20 protein-coding genes and 4 pseudogenes are annotated in these 19,886 nt (G+C 71.9%); 10 read left to right on the top strand and 14 right to left on the bottom strand.

The genetic code is table 11. The features are described from left to right. Positions 1 to 254 precede the first annotated feature (254 nt). Entirely contained in the window at positions 255 to 1,607 is a 1,353-nt protein-coding gene (locus tag JD77_RS23780) for an IS110 family RNA-guided transposase (RefSeq protein ID WP_145777744.1), read from the bottom strand. Between the two features lie 235 nt (positions 1,608 to 1,842). On the opposite strand from JD77_RS23780, the gene JD77_RS23775 reads away from it, so the two are divergent. Together JD77_RS23775 and JD77_RS35230 are read left to right on the top strand one after the other, a co-directional pair. Next, a complete protein-coding gene (locus JD77_RS23775) occupies positions 1,843 to 2,532 on the top strand; it encodes an ATP-binding cassette domain-containing protein (protein WP_211372644.1) in 690 nt (229 codons plus the stop codon). Between the two features lie 264 nt (positions 2,533 to 2,796). Next, positions 2,797 to 3,222, top strand: coding sequence for a hypothetical protein (locus JD77_RS35230; RefSeq protein ID WP_387229065.1), 426 nt, complete (start codon positions 2,797 to 2,799; stop codon positions 3,220 to 3,222). A 221-nt stretch (positions 3,223 to 3,443) separates the two neighbouring features. Here the strand turns inward: JD77_RS35230 and JD77_RS23755 are convergent, their stop codons facing one another. The 6 genes from JD77_RS23755 to JD77_RS23730 form a co-directional block, all read right to left on the bottom strand. Continuing rightward, complete coding sequence (locus tag JD77_RS23755; protein ID WP_170286525.1) at positions 3,444 to 4,337, bottom strand: Brp/Blh family beta-carotene 15,15'-dioxygenase; 894 nt, start codon at positions 4,335 to 4,337, stop codon at positions 3,444 to 3,446. Between the two features lie 137 nt (positions 4,338 to 4,474). Further along, positions 4,475 to 5,173, bottom strand: a complete 699-nt coding sequence (locus JD77_RS23750; RefSeq protein ID WP_170286524.1) for a bacteriorhodopsin — start codon at positions 5,171 to 5,173, stop codon at positions 4,475 to 4,477. A 224-nt stretch (positions 5,174 to 5,397) separates the two neighbouring features. Next, on the bottom strand, positions 5,398 to 6,162 hold the full coding sequence (locus tag JD77_RS23745) for an SIR2 family NAD-dependent protein deacylase (RefSeq protein WP_145776245.1): 765 nt from the start codon (positions 6,160 to 6,162) through the stop codon (positions 5,398 to 5,400). A 169-nt stretch (positions 6,163 to 6,331) separates the two neighbouring features. Next, entirely contained in the window at positions 6,332 to 6,961 is a 630-nt protein-coding gene (locus JD77_RS23740) for a GNAT family N-acetyltransferase (RefSeq protein ID WP_246140875.1), read from the bottom strand. A gap of 93 nt (positions 6,962 to 7,054) precedes the next feature. Further along, positions 7,055 to 7,792: a hypothetical protein gene (locus tag JD77_RS23735; protein ID WP_145776244.1), complete on the bottom strand. Its 738-nt coding sequence runs from the start codon at positions 7,790 to 7,792 to the stop codon at positions 7,055 to 7,057. A 203-nt stretch (positions 7,793 to 7,995) separates the two neighbouring features. Continuing rightward, complete coding sequence (locus tag JD77_RS23730; protein WP_170286523.1) at positions 7,996 to 8,442, bottom strand: phage holin family protein; 447 nt, start codon at positions 8,440 to 8,442, stop codon at positions 7,996 to 7,998. Between the two features lie 214 nt (positions 8,443 to 8,656). Here JD77_RS23730 and JD77_RS23725 point away from each other — a divergent pair, with 214 nt between their 5' ends. After that, a complete protein-coding gene (locus JD77_RS23725) occupies positions 8,657 to 9,124 on the top strand; it encodes an SRPBCC family protein (protein ID WP_145776242.1) in 468 nt (155 codons plus the stop codon). A gap of 7 nt (positions 9,125 to 9,131) precedes the next feature. On the opposite strand, the gene JD77_RS23720 is transcribed toward JD77_RS23725, so the two are convergent. Further along, entirely contained in the window at positions 9,132 to 9,392 is a 261-nt protein-coding gene (locus tag JD77_RS23720; RefSeq protein ID WP_145776241.1) for a hypothetical protein, read from the bottom strand. Positions 9,393 to 9,424: 32 nt separating this feature from the next. Here JD77_RS23720 and JD77_RS35615 point away from each other — a divergent pair. Together JD77_RS35615 and JD77_RS34005 are read left to right on the top strand one after the other, a co-directional pair. Continuing rightward, positions 9,425 to 9,667: pseudogene (locus JD77_RS35615) on the top strand (glycosyltransferase 87 family protein); the annotation flags it as partial. Between the two features lie 121 nt (positions 9,668 to 9,788). Continuing rightward, positions 9,789 to 10,067, top strand: a pseudogene (locus JD77_RS34005) (IS21 family transposase); the annotation flags it as partial. Between the two features lie 191 nt (positions 10,068 to 10,258). On the opposite strand, the gene JD77_RS23705 reads toward JD77_RS34005, so the two are convergent. The 3 genes from JD77_RS23705 to JD77_RS32450 all read right to left on the bottom strand — a co-directional run bounded on the left by JD77_RS23705 (position 10,259) and on the right by JD77_RS32450 (position 12,033). Next, positions 10,259 to 10,708, bottom strand: coding sequence for a VOC family protein (locus JD77_RS23705; protein ID WP_145776240.1), 450 nt, complete (start codon positions 10,706 to 10,708; stop codon positions 10,259 to 10,261). Between the two features lie 87 nt (positions 10,709 to 10,795). Beyond that, the gene (locus JD77_RS23700) at positions 10,796 to 11,455 is read right to left on the bottom strand and encodes a TMEM175 family protein (protein WP_145776239.1); all 660 of its coding nucleotides are present in this window, start codon (positions 11,453 to 11,455) and stop codon (positions 10,796 to 10,798) included. Positions 11,456 to 11,793: 338 nt separating this feature from the next. After that, positions 11,794 to 12,033, bottom strand: a complete 240-nt coding sequence (locus JD77_RS32450; protein WP_170286522.1) for an aldo-keto reductase family protein — start codon at positions 12,031 to 12,033, stop codon at positions 11,794 to 11,796. 157 nt (positions 12,034 to 12,190) lie between these two features. Between JD77_RS32450 and JD77_RS23690 the strand changes: the two genes are divergently transcribed. The 3 genes and pseudogenes from JD77_RS23690 to JD77_RS23680 all read left to right on the top strand — a co-directional run. Then, positions 12,191 to 13,426 (top strand): S8 family peptidase, encoded by a 1,236-nt coding sequence (locus JD77_RS23690; RefSeq protein ID WP_145776238.1) that lies wholly within the window; start codon positions 12,191 to 12,193, stop codon positions 13,424 to 13,426. A 70-nt stretch (positions 13,427 to 13,496) separates the two neighbouring features. Beyond that, complete coding sequence (locus tag JD77_RS23685) at positions 13,497 to 14,705, top strand: S8 family peptidase (RefSeq protein ID WP_145776237.1); 1,209 nt, start codon at positions 13,497 to 13,499, stop codon at positions 14,703 to 14,705. 148 nt (positions 14,706 to 14,853) lie between these two features. Then, positions 14,854 to 15,450 (top strand): annotated as a pseudogene (locus JD77_RS23680) (M14 family zinc carboxypeptidase); the annotation flags it as partial. Between the two features lie 88 nt (positions 15,451 to 15,538). On the opposite strand, the pseudogene JD77_RS35610 reads toward JD77_RS23680, so the two are convergent. Beyond that, a pseudogene (locus tag JD77_RS35610) lies at positions 15,539 to 15,676 on the bottom strand (IS982 family transposase); the annotation flags it as partial. 261 nt (positions 15,677 to 15,937) lie between these two features. Between JD77_RS35610 and JD77_RS23670 the strand changes: the two are divergent. Then, positions 15,938 to 16,618: an ATP-binding cassette domain-containing protein gene (locus JD77_RS23670; RefSeq protein ID WP_145776235.1), complete on the top strand. Its 681-nt coding sequence runs from the start codon at positions 15,938 to 15,940 to the stop codon at positions 16,616 to 16,618. Then, positions 16,615 to 17,325: a hypothetical protein gene (locus JD77_RS23665; protein ID WP_145776234.1), complete on the top strand. Its 711-nt coding sequence runs from the start codon at positions 16,615 to 16,617 to the stop codon at positions 17,323 to 17,325. Before JD77_RS23670 ends, JD77_RS23665 begins: the two co-directional genes overlap by 4 nt. Before the next feature lie 268 nt (positions 17,326 to 17,593). Here JD77_RS23665 and JD77_RS23660 read toward each other — a convergent pair whose 3' ends face one another. Then, a complete protein-coding gene (locus JD77_RS23660) occupies positions 17,594 to 18,538 on the bottom strand; it encodes an NAD-dependent epimerase/dehydratase family protein (RefSeq protein ID WP_211372642.1) in 945 nt (314 codons plus the stop codon). A gap of 44 nt (positions 18,539 to 18,582) precedes the next feature. Beyond that, entirely contained in the window at positions 18,583 to 19,668 is a 1,086-nt protein-coding gene (locus tag JD77_RS23655; RefSeq protein ID WP_145776233.1) for a polyprenyl synthetase family protein, read from the bottom strand. Between the last annotated feature and the right edge of the window lie 218 nt (positions 19,669 to 19,886).

The following is a 19,886-nucleotide window of genomic DNA, read 5'->3' as shown; positions in this document are numbered from 1 at the left end:
CGACCACACACACCTCGACCAACAACCCCCACCATCACCCAACGCGACCACTCCATCACCCCCCCCCCCCCCCCCCCCCCCCCCCCCCCTGTTACCCCACGACTGAATCCCGGCAGTGGGTTCACCGGGGGACTGCCTAGATTTCCCTGTCTGACCTGTTCGGAAAACAAACGGTGACCACGTCGGGTGAGGGCCGCGCGGCATCGACCCGGGACCCTGTCATCGGTCCGGGCTGTGGGCGTTGGTCCTTGAGGTCAGGCGGCGGGTTGCAGGCTGACGGTGTGGCCGAGGATTTCGAGTTGGTGGACCAGGCTTCGGATTTTGCGGTCGGTGTTGACGCGGCGGGTGTGGAAGTCCGGGCCCAGGTCACGGAACCGGATGGTGGGGTCGGCCAGCAGGTGCCAGACGATGACCAGGATGGATCTGGCGACGGCGACCAGGGCTTTGAGTTTTCCTCGGCGTTTGACCAGGCGCCGGTACCGCTCACCGAGGAATGTGTCGGTTTTCGCGGCCGCGGCGGCGGCCTCCCCGAGGATTCCTTTGAGATACGGATTGCCCTTGCCGGTCTTCCCGCCGCGCTGTCTGGCCCCGGACTGGATCGTGCGCGGGGACAGTTTTGCCCAGGACACCAGGTGCCCCGCGGTGGGGAACTGGGCCATGTCCAGGCCGAGTTCGGCGATGATGACCTGGGCGGTGTGCTTGGCGATGCCGGGTACCTCGTCCAGCCGCGCGATCACCGGCAGGGTGGTGGTGGGCTGCTGCTCGGATCCGCCACCGCCGGTGTCGGTGGGTGCCTGGTCGCTTGCTGCGGCGGTGGGCATCGCCGCGATCAGTTCATCGATGGTGGTGGTCAGCCGCTGGATCTGGGTGTCGAGCCTGTCGACCTGGTCGAGCAGGATCCGGGCCAGGTCGGCGTGGTGGGCGTCGAAGCGGCCGTCCAAGGCCTGGACCAGAGCTGCGTGTTTGACCCGCATCCGGCCCCGGGCCAGCGCGGCCAACTGCTTCGGGTCGTTGTTCCCGGCGATCAACGCCTCGATCATGTCCCGGCCCGACTTGCCGAAGATGTCGGTGGCCACCGTCGACAGTTTGATCAGCGCGTCCTCCAGGAGTTTTTCCATGCGCTGCTTGTTGCGGGTCCGGTCGCGGGTCAGGTCCAGCCGCAGCCGGGTGTAGTCCCGCAGCCGACGGATGTCCGCCGGGGGCACGAACGAGGGGCGCAGCATGCCCCGCTCGTTGAGCTTCGCCAGCCACACCGCGTCCAGCTTGTCCGTTTTCGGCCGGCCGGAGACCTGCTTGACGTCGCTGGCGTTGACCAGCCACACGCACAGCCCGGCGGCCTCCAACAGGTAGAAGAACGGCCGCCAATAATCCGACGTCGACTCCAGGACGACCCGCTCGATGCGCTGCTCGACCAGGTGCGCGGCCAACTCGCAGATCGCGTTGGTAGTGGCCGCCACATCCCACACCAGGGTGACCCGGCTGCCGGCCTTCGACTCATGCGGCACGCGGGTGCACACCTTCCCGGATGCCTTGGCCACATCGATCGCGGCGACCCGTTCCAGTCGCTGCTCATGCTCCTCGTCCTCGATCTGCTCGGGGACTCCCATCACCGGCACACGCGCTCCTTCACTGAACTTGCCGATAGGGTGGGTGGGCTGCCCGGGGGCCTCGGTAGGGAAGCCGAAATTCTGTTCGGCGTGCTCGAAGCAACAGTGTGTGACCCTTCTGGTCAAAGCCCCGGCGCCAGACTGAGACACGGCCTCAACGACCAAGGATGCGTCGGCGTCGACGGGCAACCCGGCCCCATTTTTCACGCCATCGTGGCGTCCCCAGGGGGTCAGGGTGACTGAGACGAAGTTCCCGCAGCAGCTGGTCGAGCGGGCCAACCCCGACAGAGTCTCGTCGGCCCTGGCGGCCTCCTCGAACGGCACGTACGTCAACGGGCAGCAGGTCGAGCAGGCGGCGCTCTCCGACGGCGACCTCCTCTCGTTCGGGCACCACCAGATGGTGTTCGACGACATCGCCCCGCACGACTACGTCGACACCGGCCGGGTGTCGCTGCGCGCCGAGGGGCTGCGGGTCACGGCCGGCGCGCGGAACCTGCTCCCGGACCTCTCGTTCGCGCTCGAAGAGTGCAGTCTGCTCGCAGTGGTCGGGCCGAGCGGCACCGGCAAGTCCACGCTGCTGGAGGCGCTGACCGGCAACCACCCGGCGCAGGCAGGCACGGTCCGTTACCAGGACCGCGACCTCTACGCCGAGTACGCCGACCTGCGGCACCGCATCGGCCTGGTGCCGCAGGACGACATCCCGCACCACCAGCTGACCGTACGCCGGGCGATCCGCTCTGCGGCCGGACTGCGCTTCGGCGCCGACGTGACCCCCGCCGAACGGGACCAGCGCATCGACGAGGTGCTCGACCAACTCGCCCTCACCACGCACGCCGACCAGCGGATCGCAATGATCAGACCGAGCGTCGAGATCACCCGCAGAAGGTTTCGGCTTGTCCGTCGGCGGTCCATGGTCGGACTCTAAACGGGCCAGCAACGACGCTGGCGAGGTCAGGTTTATGAAGGCCCTGCGGTGGGACGTCTGAGCAGGAAACTGTCGACAGCAACGTGACAGCAACCGGCCTGCGACGAGGAGTGACCTACTCGGCGACGAAAACGCCCACGCCGGGCAGTGTCTCAGTCATTTTCCCCCGGTTGGCGCTGTGGGCCGTCCTCGCCAGCGTGGATGCCCGGGCGCATCCCCCGCGTCCGGGCATCCACGTTCCAGGTAGCTGCGGCACGAGGAGGAATCCGTGCCCCGTTCGACTCGGGCAGAACGACGAGCCCTCGCCCCAGGCCAGAACGGCGAGGCGGCCGGGCGCGTCTCCTACGACGAGTACGTCCTGGCGGTCGCTCTGACCCTCGCTCGACGGCACCGGCCGGTCTGGTGCTGGCGGAAGTGGCGGCGTATCTGCCGGTGCGGCGCCGACCTGCCCTGCCGTGCCCGGCACCGGATCCCGATCAACCGCGGCCACTGGCCGGACGGGGAGGCCAGGTGAACGACGACCAGGAGCAGGCGATCCTCGCCGTACATCTCCGAGGGCTCGACGGGATGTGCGTCGGCTGCCGGGCGTGGTGGTCGCGGCTGGTGCCGTACCCGTGCTGGCAGGTCGACTGGGCAACCAGTCGGCAGGCGCGGACGATCATGGCGCGCTACCTGGGGGTGCGGGCGTGACCACCCACGGCCCGGTGCTGCCGGTCTGGAGCTGCGGCGGCTGCGGCGCGCCCTGGCCCTGCCGGACCAGACGGCAGGAACTGCAAGCGGAGTTCGCGGACGCGCCGATCTCCCTCGCCCTGTACATGGGGGCGCAGTTCGCCAGGGCCGCCGAGGACCTGACCTGGGCCCACGCCGGCACCCTGCACCGCCGCTTCCTGGGCTGGCTGCGCTTCGGCCCGTCATCGGGCGCGTCGGTCCAGCCAGGCGACGACCACGGTGTGCGGCACGGTGAGCGCGGCGAGGAGGGCGAATGCCGCGGGCAGGACTCCCGCGGTCCCGGTGTGGTGGGCGAGCAGGGCGAAGGAGACCAGTACGGCCGCGGTGGGGGCCGCGGCGTGCAGGGCGAATCGTCGTAGCGGTGGGCCCAGCCGACCGGCCCGCAGATAGGCGGTGTTCGCCGGGTCGGCGCAGAGCAGTCGCGCGATGTGCCGGAGCGAATGCCACGCCGCGAAGTAGACCCCGAACGCCAGCGCGGGCGGGACGATCGCGAACACGGCGGCGAGGAGCCCGAGTTCGACGAGGTCGCGTACCCGTCGACCGCGCGCGTGCTGTACGGCGGTGAGGGCCATCGCCGACACCGTGAGGACCAGGGCGGCGGCGCGGACCTCGCTGGTGAGCGGCGTGGTGGACCCGGCGGCGACGCGCTCCAGCAGTTCGTCCACCTGGTCGCGCGACAGCACCAGGGGAAAGACCACCGGCGGTGCGCCGTAGGCGAGGACGCCGTGCGGGCGTAGGCGCTTCCGCCGGCCGTCCCGCTCGGCCCGGAACGCCTCGTCGCCGGCGCCGAAGTGCGCGATGGCGAGGACCAGGAAGCCCAGCAGGACGGCGGCCGGTGCGGCGTGGTAGGCCAGCAGCCCGGTGCCGGCCATGGCGGCATAGCCGAGTAGCAGGCTCAGGCGTCGGCCCCACCGCCGCGCCTCCGTCGAGAGCCAGGCGGGAACCAGGTGGTCGACGGCGCCGTGTGGAAGCCCCAGCACCAGCCCCAGCAGCGCCGGGATCGGCGTGGACGCCGCCGCCTCGGCCTGGGTGAGCAGGTACGGGACGAGTACGGCGAGTAGCGCAAGGATGCCCACGGTATCGGCGCGGAGCAGCACGGCCCGGCGCGGGTCTGCGGGGCGCTCAGGGCGACGTCGGGTCGGCCGAACGGGCGGGGTCGCCCGCTGTTGCCGGGGGCCGAGCCGAAGCCCGCCCCGTGCGATGGGCTGGCTGTTCACGCCACCGCGAGTTGGCCACGGTCGGACATCGCGCGGAGCCGGCCCACGTCGACGATGCTCCAGCCGACCTTCATGAGGGCCGACAGGACGACGAAGAGGATCGCACTGGTGTCCTCGTCGAGGATCTCGACTCCGGGCGGCCCCAGGATCCAGACCAGCGGGAAGGCGAGCCAGAGCAGGGACAGCAGCAGTGCCACGACGATGAAGTGGGCGGCCATCGGGGCGGGCTGCCGTTCGGCGTCGGCCCGTAGCGGCCCCCAGATCAGGCCCAGGACGAGCCCGAGCGCGACCATCCCGATTCCGTAGCTGGCGAACCGGGCCGTAGGGCTCCTCATGGCCTCGGCGACCGGTCCCGCGAGGATCATCGGGATGGTTGGCACGATGAGCGCCGTCACCAGGCCTATCCGCTTCTCGGCGATGGCGTGCGTGGCCGTGAGAACGAGAGAGAACGCCAGCAGCGGCGCGGTGACGATCCAGTCGGCGTAGTGCGCCCATTCCATGATGGGGTCTGCGGCCCTCGTCCGGCCGGCGTCGAGCGCCGCGACGACGTGCCAGATCGCCGACCACCCCAGGACGACGAACACCACCAGGTACTCGGACTGGGGAATTCCCTTCGGGTTGCGGCTCCATCGCACGAACAGCAGCAGGGCGGCGGCGCACAGGATGACGTACGACCACAGCCACCACTCGGCCACGTATGCTCCTCGACCTCTGCGCACATGCGACGACGGCGGCATCTGGCGGTCAGACACCGCCGACCCGCATGTGTTCGCTGCCGGCAGGCCGCTACCAGCGGATACGCCGACATCCCCGCAAGCTGGGCGACTCCACATCGACGACCTTATCCGATTTATGGTCATTATCAGCCGTTAGGCCGCATTCGCGCGGCCGGGCGGGACGACAGCGTGCGGGGCGAATGTCAGCGCCAGGCGGCCTCGACGAGGGCGGGCAGGACCTGGGCGGCGGGCCCGCGCAGGTTCACGTCGGCGACCGGATCGAGCGGCGTCTCCTGCGGGTTGACCTGGATGACCGCGGCTCCGAAGCGGGCGGCCACGCGCGGGATCTCCGCGGCGGGGTACACCAGGCCGGAGGTGCCGACCGTCAGCAGCAGGTCACAGGAGGACGCGGCCTCGACGGCGGACTCGAACACCGCCTCCGGCAACGCCTCGCCGAACCACACCACGCCCGGCCGCAGGGGAGCCGAGCAGCGCGCGCACCCCGGCGGCGGCACCCGCCGGCCGTCGGCCGGCTCCTCCGCCGGCCCGTCGGGCAGGGGAGCCGGATGGGCGCAGGCCGAGCAGCGGGGCGCGAACAGGCTGCCGTGCAAATGCAGCGGCGCGGGAGATCCGGCGCGTTCGTGCAGGTCGTCGACGTTCTGGGTGACGACGACGCTGCTCGGGACCCGAGCCTCGATCGCGGCCACGGCCTCGTGCCCCGCGTTCGGCCGGACCCGCTGGACCGCGCTGCGTCGCCACTCGTACCAGCCCCAGACCAGGGCGGGGTCGTCCTGGAACGCCTCCGGCGTGGCGAGCGCCGCGGCGTCGAAGCGTTCCCACAGGCCGGTGAGGGCGTCGCGGAAGGTCGGCACGCCGCTCTCGGCCGAGATGCCCGCGCCGGTGAAGATCACCACCCGCTCGGCCTGTCGCAGCAACGTCGCCGTCTCGGACGGTACGAGGACTCCCATGCCGGTCCCTTTCCCCGCGACGCGGGCGGGCCCCGGCGCCGGGACGAGTCTCACAGCCCCTCGGTGCTGTCCGCCACAGCAATTTCGGCACCCGGCCCGGTCGCCCCCGGCCGGCACGCCGGATCGACCCGCCGGCCGGATGCCTTCCGGAAGTCGCCGGAGCCTGCGGTCACGGCGTCAGGCGCTTCTCGAACCAGTGCTGGGCGTAGTGCTCGCTGTTGTACGGCTCGATCTCTCGGTAGCCGGCCGACCGGTACAGCGCGATCGCCTCCGTGAGGTTGCGGTTGGTGTCCAACCGGACGGCACTCCAGCCGCGCTCGGCCGCGTGCCGCTCCAGCTCGGCCAGCATCCGCCGGCCGATCCCGAGCCCGCGTACCGTGTCGGACACCCAGACACGCTTGATCTCGGCGGGTGCGCCCGGGTGAAGCTTTACCGCGCCGCAGCCGACGGGGGCGGCGTTGAGGGTGGCGAGCAGGAACACCCCTGCGGGCGGGACGAGTTCCTCGTCGCGCACCGGCCTGCTCAGGGCCGGGTCGAACCCGCCGTCGAAGCGCCGGGCGACGTCCCGTGCGTAGGCGCGGACGCACGCCCGGGCCCGCGGGTCGCCGGGCGGGCACGGGGCGATGAGCACCATCGACGCCATCAGCAGCCGCTCGACCTCCGCCATCGCCGCGACGAGCCGTTCCCGGCGGCGCCCGGTGAGCGGTTCGAGGATCGACCAGGCGAGCTCGTCGGAGCGCTCCGCAGGGCTCGGTGGCATCCTCGCGGCGCTCGGCGTCCGGCCGCGGGACTCCGCCACCGGCGACGATCCCTACGTCGCCTCGTCCGGCACACCGAGGCTCCTCGTGCCGGTCCGCGACCGTTCGACCCTGCTGTCGCTGCGGCGCGTACGTTATCCGCGCTCCTGGGCGCACGCGGTCGGGTGGGTGTGCGGCTGGGCGTGCCGGGCGAGCGCCACCGCGCCGGCGACGGCGAGCAGGAAGCCCAGCACCGCCACCGGCGCGAAGCCGGGCCGCACGCGGTCGCCGAGCAGCAGCCAGCCGACCGCCGCCGGCACCACGGTCTGTCCGACCGTGGACGACGCGGAGGCGACGGTGACCGTCCCGCGTTGCAGCGCGGCGGCGTAGAGCAGCAGTCCGACGAAGCCGGCCAGCACGATCGCGTGGGTGGCCGGACTCGTGGTCACGGCGCTCAACGAGTCCGCCCGGCCGATGAGCCGGGCGCCGAGGGCCGCGGAACCGAACGACAGCCCGGCCAGCACCCCCGGCACGCCGGCGCGACGCATCCGGGGGCTTGCCAGGTACGCCACGAAGGCGAGCGCGAGCACCTCACCGAGCAGCCCCCAACCGGCCGCGGCCGGCACCGCGACCGGCGGCCCGGCGGCGGCGGACAGCAACAGCAGCACCAGGCCGGCGACGACCCCGCCGATCGCCACCCAGTCCCGGGCGTCCAGACGGACGCGCAGCGCCACCATGGCGACGAGCGCGACGATGCTCAGGTTCGCCGCCACCACCGCCTGCACGACGAAGACCGGCAGGGTCCGCAGCGCGGTGAAGGTGAGGACGGAGGTCACGCCGTCCAGCGCCAGCCCAGCGGCGTACGGGACGTTCCGCACCAACCGCACGAACATCCTGGGGTCCACGTGTCTGGTCGCCGCGATCCGACGCGCACCGATGGACTGCAGAATGGCGGCGGTGGCACTGCACAACGCGGCAAGGATCGCCAGGCCGAAGCCAAAGCCCATGTTCGGATCCCGATGTCGGCGGCGGGCCCTGAGCACCCCAGGGACGTGGCGTTCCCGCGGGACGGCGAGGTGGCCGTCGCGGACGTGGATCAGCGCCTCAGCGCGTCGCGGGCCGCGGCCGAGCCGGCGGGAAGCACCCGGTTCGCGGTGTCGGAGACCGCGGCGCTGACCTGGTCGGCCAGCCGGGCCGAGCTTCCTCCCGCGGCGCGCAGCCGGTCCAGGCCCATGCCGCCGAGGAACACGGCGGCGGCGACGTACCCGGCGGTCAGTCCCGCCGCGGCCAGCCGCCTCGGCAGGAACGCCTCCAGCCCGCGGAGCACGGTCGTCGAGGCCGCCCCGACGCCCAGCACCGCGCACCCGCCGGCGGCGGCCAGGAGCAGGAAGGCGAGCCCGGCGGGGCGCGCGGCGTCGGTCAGCTGCGCGCGCACCGCACGCACCTCCTCGCGCACCACCGCGGCCACGTCCTGCGCCAGCCGGTCGGTGGGACTGCCCGGTCTCCCGGGAGCACCGGGCTGCTGTGCGGCGGCGTCGCCCATCGCGCCTCCCCTCGGCTCGTGTCGGCGCCGCTGCGTACCCCGAAATCCCCCGACCATGTCCACGAGGCCCGGCACGCGGCGCCGCCCGCCGCCGCTCCTCGGTGACCAAGAGGTTTGCGTCCTCCGCGAGATCGACTCCGACACATTTCTCTTGATCGTCGAAGAGAGCGGCGGGCGGAGTCGAAGAGAGCGGCGGGCGGAGTAGCGTCTGCGCATGTACTCGACGCAGGTCTTCCGCCACGTCCGCGCTCCCCGCCGCCTGGTCTACCGGGCGCTGCTCGACGCCGACGCGATCGCCCGGTGGCGGACGCCGGCCGGCATGAGCGGCCGGGTGCACGAGTTCGACCCCCGCGAGGGCGGCTCGTTCCGGGTCTCCCTCACCTACGACACGCCGGACGGCACCGGCAAGTCGACAGCGCACACCGACACCTACCACGGCCGGTTCCTGAAGCTGGTGCCGGACGAGCAGGTGGTCGAGGAGCTGGAGTTCGAGACCGACGACCCCGCCCTGCGCACCGTGATGACCATGACCACCACCCTGACCGACGCCGGCGGCGGCACCGACGTGCTCATCGTGCACAAGGGCGTCCCCGACGCCATCCCCGCCGCCGACAACGAGACGGGCACCCGGATGGCCCTGGCGAACCTCGCCCGGCTCGTCGAGGCGGAGCCCCACCGGTAGCAGACGGTCACCCCTGGTCGCCCTCGGCGGGTGCGCCGGGCCAGCCGCCGCCCGCGGGACACGGCGGCCCGCCGCCCACCGCCACCAGTTCCCTGCTCTCCAGCCCGCGCAACCGGGCCCGCACCTGTTCGGCCCGGGAGGGGTCGAGCCGGTCCAGCGCGGGTAGCGCCCGCCGCCAGGCCAGCCGCGCCGCGTCCGGCTCCCCCGCCGCGCGGTGCGTGTCGCCCAGCCAGGTCAGGCTGACCGCCTCCCGGTACGGGTCGCCCAACTCGCCGAACTGGGCGACGGCCGGGCGCCACCATCGCCGCCGGGTACGCGTGGCACCCCGCCGACTCGGCGCGGTTCTGGTCCGGCGCGGCCGTCGAGACCGGACGGATCAACGCCGACCCCCGGTGGGTGTTCAACCAGTCGCTGCACGGCGCGCTGGCCAGGCTCGGCGACACCGCCACCCCGTCCCGGGTGCTCTGGCTGCTCCTGGCGGCGCTCGTGGGCGTCGCCGGCCTCGCCCTGGCGGCCTGGGCCAGCCGGGCCGGCGACGAACTGCTCGGGGTGCTGACCTGCGGCACCGGGCCGGGCTGGTCACCGCCGGCCTGCTCTGGCTCGGCCTCGTCGCCAGCACCGGCTGGGTCGTCCTGCTGCTCCGCGGCGACGACGTGCGCTTCCACGGTTCATCGACCGCAAGGTCCGGGTCAGCCTGCGCGCCAACGAGATCCTCGTGTTCGACGGCCGGCAGGTCGTCGCCCGCCATCCGCGGCTGTCGCGCCGCTACGACTACCGCGACGACCTGGACCACTACCTGGAAATCCTGCTGGTCAAACCCGGCGCACCGGCCGGATCCACGGCGCTGGCGCAGGCCCGCGCCGAGGGGTCGTTCACGGCGGTGCACGACGCGTTCTGGGCCGCCGCCCGCACCGCGCACGGCGAAGCCGAAGGCACCCGGGATGGCGTGCCGGGGCACCACCGGGCCGGCCTGGGCGGCGGTTGCCGGCCAGCGGGGCCAGGAGCCCCCCGGCGGCGAGCGCGGCGGCCAGGCGCTTCGACAGTCGAGGCATATGTCCCTCACCAGGTCTCGGATGAGCGGACACACTAAACGTTGATGATGCTCTATGTATTGGCGGCTGGTGGGCCGGCCGGTCAGCCGGGGGCGGCGGGCCCCATCTCGGCGAGGATGCCCGTCCCCTGACCGAGCTCTATCAGGTAGCCGTCCGGGTCCCGCAGGTAGCAGCGGATCTCGACGCCGTGGTCCTTCGGCTCGGTCAGGAACTGCCCGCCGCGGGAGCGCCACTGCTCGTAGACGGCCCGCACGTCGCTGACCCGAATGTTCATCGCGCAGCTGAGCGTGTCCGGATCCGACGGGGCCTGAGCCCGTACGGTCGGTTTGTCGTCGGTGGGACCACCCTCGGTGTTGATCACGATGTAGCTGTTGTGGAACCGCAGGATCGCCGGCTGGCGCTCGCGCAGCACCGCGGCGCCCAGCACGGTCCGGTAGAACTCGCGGGACCGGTCCACGTCCCTGACGATCAGCAGGTGGGTGAGCACGAAGCCACCCTCGGGCCGGAAGTAGTCCGGTGCCTCGTGCGTCATACGCCCCTCCCCGTTCCGGCCCGCCGGGTACCCGCCGCTGCCGGCGGCACACCTCGTCCGCCACCGCCGCCGGGCGGGAGTTGTCGCTCACCGCCGGGCCGGCCTGCCGACGCGGGCGACCGCGAAGTGCACCACCGGCACGAGGGCGAGCAGCAGCAGTCCACCACCCGGCGAGGCGACCGCGATCAGGGCCGCGACGGCCAACGCCGCCGACAGGGCCGCCGGCGGCAGCAGCGCCGGGGACGCCCGCGGGTCCCTCGACACGCGCAGCTCGGGGCGGCGGCGGACCCACCAGGCCTGGGCGAGCGCGACCAGGCTGATGGCGAACATGTTGCCGAGGTAGAAGACGGCGGAGTCGGCGCGCAGCCGGGTCTCGACGAACAGCCGCGCGGTCGGGAACGGCAGGAAGACCACCGCCAGCAGCCACACGGTGTTCAGCAGCAGCAGCGGCTCGTCGTAGTCGGCGAGCCGCTCGTGCAACTGCCGGTGGGTACGCCAGAACAGCGCGATGGCCAGGAACGACACCGCGAAGGAGAGAATGTCGCCCAGGTGCTGGACGACCAGATCGGCCACCGACTGCCGGGCGCTGCTGGCGTCGGCGAAGTCGACCAGCGGAAGCACCAGCGCGGTCAGGGCGATCGCCACCGCGGCGTCGGTGAAGTTGATGGTCCGCTGCAACGTCCGGTCCCGGCGCCGGTCGCCGTCGGGGCGCCGCCGCGCGCCGGTGTCGGCCGACTCGGTGTCCATGCCCTGATTGTGGCGAGCGGGCGGGCTCCGCCGGGCCGACCGGAGAATCCTACCCCGGACGGCGCCCCCGCACCTGCACTGCCCGTACGACACGGTTTCCCCGCCCGGCGGCGTAGGTGAGCTGCGGCGGCGAACGGACGGGGAACGACCCGAGCCGGCGCCGCTCAGGCGGCGGCCCGGTCGTCGACCGCCCGGCGCCGGCGGGTGGCGGACGCGAGGGCGGGCGGGCGTCACTCGGCGTCCGGGGGGTAGAGGTTGGTGCCGGGCGGCACGATCTCGTCGATCTGGTCGGGAGCGGCGTCGTCCAGGCTGACCGCGCCCGCGAGCAGGACCTCCAGCTACTCCATGGTGCGCGGGCCGATGATCGTTGAGGTGACGGCCGGGTGCGCGGTGGTGAACGCGAGCGCGAGCTCCGGCAGCGTGCAGCCGACCTGCCCGGCGACGTCGAGCAGCCGCTCGACGGCGTCGAGCTTGGCGGCGTTGCCGGGGATCGCCGGGTCGAAGCGGGCTGGCGTCAGCGCGGGCCGGCCGCTGGTCAGGTCGACGGGCGCTAGGAGCTGGAGTGGACTCCAGGTCAACCGCCGTCGGGGCGACCGGCCATAGCGCCGTGTTATGGATCCTTTGATATATCCATCGCCATGGATGCAACTTGTAGGCTCCGTCGCAATGGTTCGGACCGTCTCCCCAAGGGACCGCAACCCCGCGGGAGCGGCCAGAGCAAGGGAGGACCGGGAGATGACACTCCCCCACACCAACCGCCGCCGGCTTGCCGCCTTCGGCGTCTTCACCGCCTCGGCCATGGCCGCCGCCATGGTCGGCGGCCCGGCCAGCGCGGCCCCGGCCACCGGTGGGATCCTGAACGCGAACAGCGCCACCGCGGTCCAGGGCAGCTACATCGTGGTGCTCAAGGACAGCGCCGTCGGCGGTCGGGCGGGCACCCAGGAGGCCGCCGTGGCCAGCTCGGCCAGGAGCCTCGCCGGCCGCTACGGCGCCACCCTCGGCCACGTGTACGGCGCGGCGCTCAACGGCTTCGAGGCGCGGCTGCCGGAGCGGGCGGCCAAGCGGCTCGCCGCCGACCCGTCCGTGGCCTACGTCGCGCAGAACCAGACCGTGCAGGCGACCGCGACCCAGACCAACCCGCCGTGGGGCCTGGACCGGATCGACCAACCGAACCGACCGCTGTCGGCCACCTACAACTACACGACCACGGGCAGCGGCGTCACCGCGTACATCATCGACACCGGCATCCGCACCACGCACAGCCAGTTCGGCGGCCGGGCCGTCGACGGCTACGACGCGGTCGACGGCGCCCTGCCGGCCGCCGACTGCAACGGGCACGGCACCCACGTCGCCGGCACCGTCGGCGGCTCGACGTACGGCGTCGCCAAGGGTGTCCGGCTGATCGCCGTGCGCGTGCTCGACTGCAACGGTAGCGGCACCTACGCGGGCGTCATCGCCGGCGTCAACTGGGTGACGTCCCACCACGCGGCCGGCGTGCCGGCGGTGGCGAACATGAGCCTCGGCGGCGGCTTCGACGCCTCCGTGAACGCCGCTGTGGCCAACTCGATCGCCGACGGCGTCAGCTACGCGATCGCCGCCGGCAACTCCGGCGCGAACGCATGCAACTACTCGCCGGCCTCCGTCGCGACGGCGGTCACCGTCGGCGCGACGGACAGCGTCGACGCCCGGGCCAGCTGGTCGAACTACGGCACCTGCCTGGACATCTTCGCCCCCGGCGTGAACGTCCTGTCGGCCTGGTACACCAGCGACACCGCCAGCAACACCATCAGCGGCACCTCGATGGCGTCCCCGCACGTGGCCGGGGTGATCGCCCGCGTGCTCCAGAGCAACCCGTCCTGGAGCCCGGCCACGGTGGCCTCCCACCTGACCAGCACCGCCACCCTGAACCTGGTGACCAACCCCGGCGCCGGCTCGCCGAACCGCCTGCTGTACCGCTCCCCCGCACTCTGATCCGATGACGACCGGCCGGCCCCGGGGCGCTCTCGCCCCCGGGGCCGGTCCCGTTGGAAAGGACCGGAACATGCTCGCTCCTGGTATCCGGCGCCGGCGGACGCTGGCGCTCGTCCTCGGCGCCGCCCTGACCGTCGGCGTCGGCCTGGCAACCGGCCCGCTCCCGGCCGCCGCGTCGGGTCAGATCCGGCACGCCGGCGGCCCCACCGCCGTGCCGGGCAGCTACATCGTGGTGCTGCGCGACGGCCCGACGGCCGCCTCGGTGGCCGCCGCGGCCGACCGCCTCACCGGCAGGTTCGGCGGCACCCGCGGCCACGTCTACGACGCCGCCATCCGGGGCTTCGAGGCCCGGCTGCCCGAGCCGGCCGCCCGGCGGCTGGCCGCCGACCCCGCCGTGGCGTACGTCGAGCAGAACCACCTGGCGCCGCTGGCCGCCGGCGTGCAGCTCGACCCGCCGTCCTGGGGCCTGGACCGCATCGACCAGCGCTTCCTGCCGCTGGACCAGCGGTACGCGTACCCCAACACCGCGCCCGACGTGCGCGCGTACGTCGTCGACACCGGCATCCGGGCCACCCACACCGACTTCCAGGGCTCGGTCAGCGGGGGGTACGACGCCGTCGACGGCGCCCTGCCCGCCGCCGACTGCAACGGCCACGGCACCCACCTCGCCGGCACCGTCGGCGGTCACCTCCACGGCGTGGCCAAGGACGTCCGGCTCGTCCCGGTGCGGGTGCTCGACTGCCTCGGCAGCGGCAGCTACGCCCAGGTCATCGCCGGGGTGGACTGGGTGACCCGGAACGCGGTCAAGCCGGCGGTGGCCCTCACGGGCGTCGGCGGCGGCGCCAGCGCGACGCTCGACGCGGCGATCACCAACTCGATCAACTCCGGCATCACCTGGGTCGTCGTCGCGGGCAGCTCGAACAGCAACGCCTGCAACTTCTCCCCCGCACGGGTTCCGGCCGCGGTCACCGTGGCCGGCACCACGTCGACCGACGCCCGGATGGGCTCCGGCAACTACGGCACCTGCCTGGACCTGTTTGCCCCGGGCCAGGGCATCACCTCGACCTGGCACACGAGCGACACCGCCACCAACACGATCAGCGGCACGTCGATGGCCGCCGCCCACGTCGCCGGCTGCGTCGCGATGGTGCTCTCGGCGCATCCGACCTGGACGCCCAGCCAGGTGATCGCCCACCTCGTCGCCAACGCCACCACCGGCGTGGTCGGCAACCCGGGCACCGGCTCGCCCAACCGGCTGCTCTACTGCGGCACCGTCTGACGCCCGCCGTGACGCCCCGGTGCCGCCTCCCGCGGCACCGGGGCGTCACGCCGTACGAGGACCTGCGGAAACCGAGCCTTGCCCGGCGAAACCGCAGCCCACAGGCTCCGATTCGCCTCGATCGATATCCCGGACGGGAAACCGGCACATGCGACCATCGACGTACCCGTTGCGGGCGGCGCCCGCGCGGCGGCTGGCGAGCACCGCCGCTACCGTCCTGTTGCTCGGCACCGCGGGGGTGCTCGCCGCCACCCCGGCAAGCGCCGAAACGCCCGACGCGGCGGCGTGCGACACCGACCCGACGGCCCGGCTGGCAACCGTGCCGAGCCCCGAGACGTTCCTCGGTTTCCCCCTCGGCACCGGCCAGCAGCGCGTGGTCACCAACGCCGAGGTGCGCGGCTACCTGGACGCCGTGGACGTTGCCTCCGACCGGGTGGTCACCGGCGTCATGAGCACCAGCGTGCTCGGCCAGCCGCTGCCGTACGCCGTCGTGTCCGACTCGCGCCATGTGCGCCCGGAGGCGCTGCGGAAGATCGCCGACGACATCCGCGACCTGCGGGACCCGCGTCGCACCAAGCCGAAGGAGGCCGACCGGATCGCGGCCGACACCGCGGCCATCGCCTGGGTCGCGGCCAACGTCCACGGTGGCGAGAAGAGCGGCACCGACGCCGCCCTCAAGACCCTGTACGAGCTGGCCGCCGGCCTGTCCTGCGACGTGCGGCAGCGCAACGACAACCTGGTCACCATCATCGTGCCGACCCAGAACCCGGACGGCCGCGACGCCAGCCGCCGGCAGAACGATTGGCCAAGGCCCGGCTGCCCGAGGGCGTTGCCAGCACCTGCGCCACGGCCAGGCACACCAACTCGGCGTCCGAGAGCCACTTCGGTCGCCCTGGTCGACGCCGGCCTGCCGGGATGACGTGGTCGTCGATCAGCACGTACAGTGCGGTCAAGAGGGTGTCGAGGTCCAGTCACGAGCGACCACCGATACCCTCCTGTCTTATCACTCTCAACCCGACACGCCGCCCAACATCAGTTAGGAATCACTCGTCCAGGTCGGAATAACGACATAAGCAACCCTTGGCGGGCCAATCGTAGAAGCGCAAGGTCGCTGCTTGCCTCGACCTGATCTGCAGGACCGGCCAGCCAGCGCGAAGTGACGCTGCGGGGAACGACACGTTGATCCAGTGATCGTCCCCCTGCGGGCCGTGATGGTGCACTAGGGTGCACCTATGGATTTGAGTGACAGCGCCTCGGAAGTGACCGCCACCAGGCCCGGTCCAGCGGCGGGCAACTCGTCGACACCAATTCGACTCCATGCCTCGAACATTCACAAGCGGTACGGCAAGAATCACGTCCTGAAGGGCGTCGAGCTCATCGTGCACGCCGGCGAGGTGGTCGCCATCATCGGCGCCAACGGCTGCGGCAAGTCGACGCTCATGAAGATCTGCGCGGGTCTGGTCAGCCCGTCCAGCGGCGTGGTCGAAGTCGACAAGAGCATGGCCTACTGCCCCCAGCAGGCAGGGCTGATGGGTTTTCTCACCGCCGACGAGCACTTCGCGATGTTCGGCGCCGGGCATGGGATGAGCCGGGATGAAGCCCAGGCGACCGGCCGACGGCTCGCGAAGAGCCTGGCCTGGGACGGCGGCATGGCGACACAGGCCCGGCACCTGTCCGGCGGCACCCAGCAGAAGCTCAACCTCATTCTCTCCGCGCTGCCTGACCCCGATATCCTGCTGCTCGACGAGCCCTATCAAGGTTTCGACCGGGGCAGCTACATCGACTTCTGGGACTGGGTGCTACAGCGCCGTGACGCCGGAAAGTCGACGCTTGTCATCACGCACATGTTGAATTCACTCGATCGGGTCGACGCCGTGCTCGACCTCGGAGCGAAGGCGGAGGCCGAGTCATGACCAAGCTTTTCACCATTGCGGAGATGATGGGCCGGGACCTCGCCCGGCGGCGGGTCGCCCTCGCGCTGCTCGCGTTCGTTCCACTGCTGTTCTACATGGCCCGCCACGACGGCAATCCGGAGAAGGCGATTCGCTTCGCCGGTCTGGGCCTGGCCTGGGCCGTGAGCACGGCCGGGTTGTTCCTGAGCAACACCACAAAGGCGGTGGAACGGCGCCTACGCCAACTCGGCTATCAGCCGGCGCACCTCTACCTCGGCACGCTCACCGCGCTACTGACCCTGGGTGCCGCGCTCGCTGCGGTGTACTGGGTGCTCATCTTTGTCGACCAGAACAATTTGCAGCGGCCGGGCGCCGTCGCCATCGAGCTCGGGCTTACGGTCGTGGTCGCCGCTCCGCTGGGCCTACTGATCAGCGCCGCGGCTCCGCACGATCTGGAGGGCACGCTCGTCCTGATCTCGATCACCGGGTTGCAGTTCCTCGTCGACCCGGGGCAGAAGCTCGCCAAGGCCCTGCCGTTCTGGTCGACTCAGCAGGTGGGGGCCTACGGCCTCGGCGACGGCGACCCGGAGTACCTGCGCGAGGGTCTGCTGCACGGCGCCCTGTACTGCGCTGGCTTGGTCCTGGTCACGGCGGTGCTGGCCAGCGTGCGGCTACGGCGGCGCAAGCACATGCGGGTCCGGGCGGCCACGCCGTACCAGCGAGCCTGACGCGCGGCGTGGACACCGACCGGATCACGGCGTTCCTCGGCCGCAGCGGCCCCACGTTGCGCGACGCCCGCAGGGGGGGGGCGAGCTGCGCGGCCCGCCCTTCCACGGTGCTAGCACGGTGATTGAGTCGTCATCCGGCGAGTGATCGTCCGCGACCACGAGCCGCAGGTCCCGATACGTCTGCCGGGTATGGAGGTGACCGACTCCGGCAGGTACGTGGCGCCGCGGAAGTGCGGCACGACCACGGTCAGCGCGGGGCGGCGGTCCATCAGGCGCCGACGGGCATCGGGTCGCTCCGCGCCGCGTTGATGTGCTCCTGGAGTCCCTTTCGAAGGGAGACCGACGCGCGGAATCCGAGTGCCCTGGCGGTGCGGGTGGTGTCGGCGCGCGTGGACACCACGTCGCCGGCCCGGTGGGGTTCGGCCCGGACTGTCGCCGGGCGGCCCATCAGCTCACTGATCAGGGCGATGATCTCGACGACCGAGATCTGCTCGCCGGTGCCGACGTTGCACACGCGGCTCGGGCCGGGCGCGTCGAGAGCTGCCGTCACCGCGCGCACCGCGTCCTTGACGAAGACAAAGTCGCGGCGCTGCGAACCGTCGCCAAACACCCGGATCTCCCGGCCCTCTTGGATCGCCGAGATGATCCGCGAGATCAGCATGTCGGGCCGCTGCCGTGGCCCGTATACCGTGAAGAAGCGCAGGGCCATGGTGGTCAGTACGGAGCCGGGGCGAGCCGCGTAGGCCAGGGCGAGATGCTCTGCGGCCAGTTTGGTGACCGCGTAGGGGGAGATGGGGGCGGGCGGTTGGTCTTCGGTCATCGCCCCGTCCTGGTTGCCGTAGACGCTGGACGAGGAGGCGATCGCCAGCCGTCGTAGGCCGGTCTCCGTGGCTGCCTCGAGGAGACGGCGGGTGGCGAGCACGTTGGATTCGACGTACTCGTCGAAGCGGTCCCACGACGGCCGGACGCCGGGCAACGCGGCGAGATGAACCACCGAGGAGACCCCGGCGAGCAGCGGACGGATGTTCGTGGTGCGCAGGTCGGCGACGATGTGCCGGACGGGAGCCGCATCCGCCGGCCAGGCCGGGGCCTCGCGCAGGTCGACGCCGATCACCGGCCGACCCTGGCTGCTCAGGTGCTCGACGAGGTGTCGCCCGATGAAACCGGCGGCCCCGGTCACCAGCACCGTGCGCTGGGTGTCGTGAACGGTCATTCCCGTCCCTCCCGGTCATGAGACGTGCGTGGAAAGGCGGACTGTCAGTTGCGCCGGACCGACAGCGTTCGAGCCAGATCTGCCAGCGCCTCCCGTGCCTCCCCGACGATGGGCAGGGAGTCGAGCGCCGCTACCGCTTCGTCGGTACGGGTGCGGATCATCTCCTCGACCGTCCGCAACGCGCCGGTCTCCCGCACGATGTGCCGTAGCCGTTGTGCTTCCCGCTCGCCGAGGCTTGGATTGCCGTGCCACTGGGCGATCTCGGCTGCCTGGGCTGCGTCCGCCCGGTCCCCGGTCAGCGCCATGAGCACGGTGGACTTTCCGCTACGCAGGTCGGTCAGGACCGACTTGCCGGTGACCGCGTCGTCGCCGAAGACGCCGAGGATGTCGTCGCGCAGCTGGAACGCCTCGCCGATCGGGATGCCGAAGCGGGAAAGCCGTTCCACGTCGGGTCGGGCCGCGCCGGCCAGCATCGCGCCGATCTGCAGTGGGCGTTCCACGGTGTACTTCGCCGACTTGTAGAGCAGGATCGTGAGGCAGTCGGCCAGGTCCGCCGGGACGGCCTCGCCGCGGATGTCGAGATATTGTCCAAGCAGCACCTCGACGCGCATCAGGTTGAGCAGCTCCGCCGCCGCCGACACCCGCTCCGGCGGCAGGCCGCAGCCGTGGAACGCCTCGTCGGACCAGGTCAGGCAGAGGTCACCCCAGAGGATCGCCGCGTTGCGGCCGTAGTGCTCCGGGTTGCCGCGCCAGCCGAGCTGCCGGTGTGCCTCGGCCATCGTCACGTGCAGTGTCGGTTTTCCGCGCCGGATGTCGCTGTCGTCCATGACGTCGTCGTGCACCAGGGCGAAGAGGTGGAACAGTTCCAGCGCGGCGGCGGCCGCGACGATGCCGGGGTGGTCACCGCCGCCGAACGCGCGCCAGCCCAGGCAGCAGAACGTCGGTCGGGTGCGCTTGCCCCCGGCGAGTGCCAGGGCGCGTAGGGCGTCGACCCCGTCGCGCCACTCCGGGCTGGCGTTCATGTCCCGCCGGGCTGTCAGAAAGCTGTCGATCGTGTTCTCCACCTCGACCCTGAGGGCGGGCACGTTGAGGCCGGGCACGACTCGGTCGGTCTTGCTGGTGGAGGTCATGTGTTCTCCGTCCGATCGAGGCGAAGTCGACGGCAGGTGACCGGTGTCCGATCACGCGGGCTGGAGCGACAGGACCTAGCCGGATGTCGCCGAAACACGATTACTTTCTGTCAATATCGGGGGTGAAGTGGCCCTCTTTGGCGTAACCAGCCGCGACCGGTCAGGCATCGACTGTAGCGGATCCGAGCGCCGTCCGGGGCCCGGAACTTCGTTCATCC

Origin of the sequence: Micromonospora olivasterospora, from assembly GCF_007830265.1 — a bacterium.
Taxonomy (GTDB): domain Bacteria; phylum Actinomycetota; class Actinomycetes; order Mycobacteriales; family Micromonosporaceae; genus Micromonospora; species Micromonospora olivasterospora.
The sequence above is the reverse complement of the archived record's forward strand: the minus strand, read 5'-3'. Positions and strand labels throughout refer to the sequence as shown.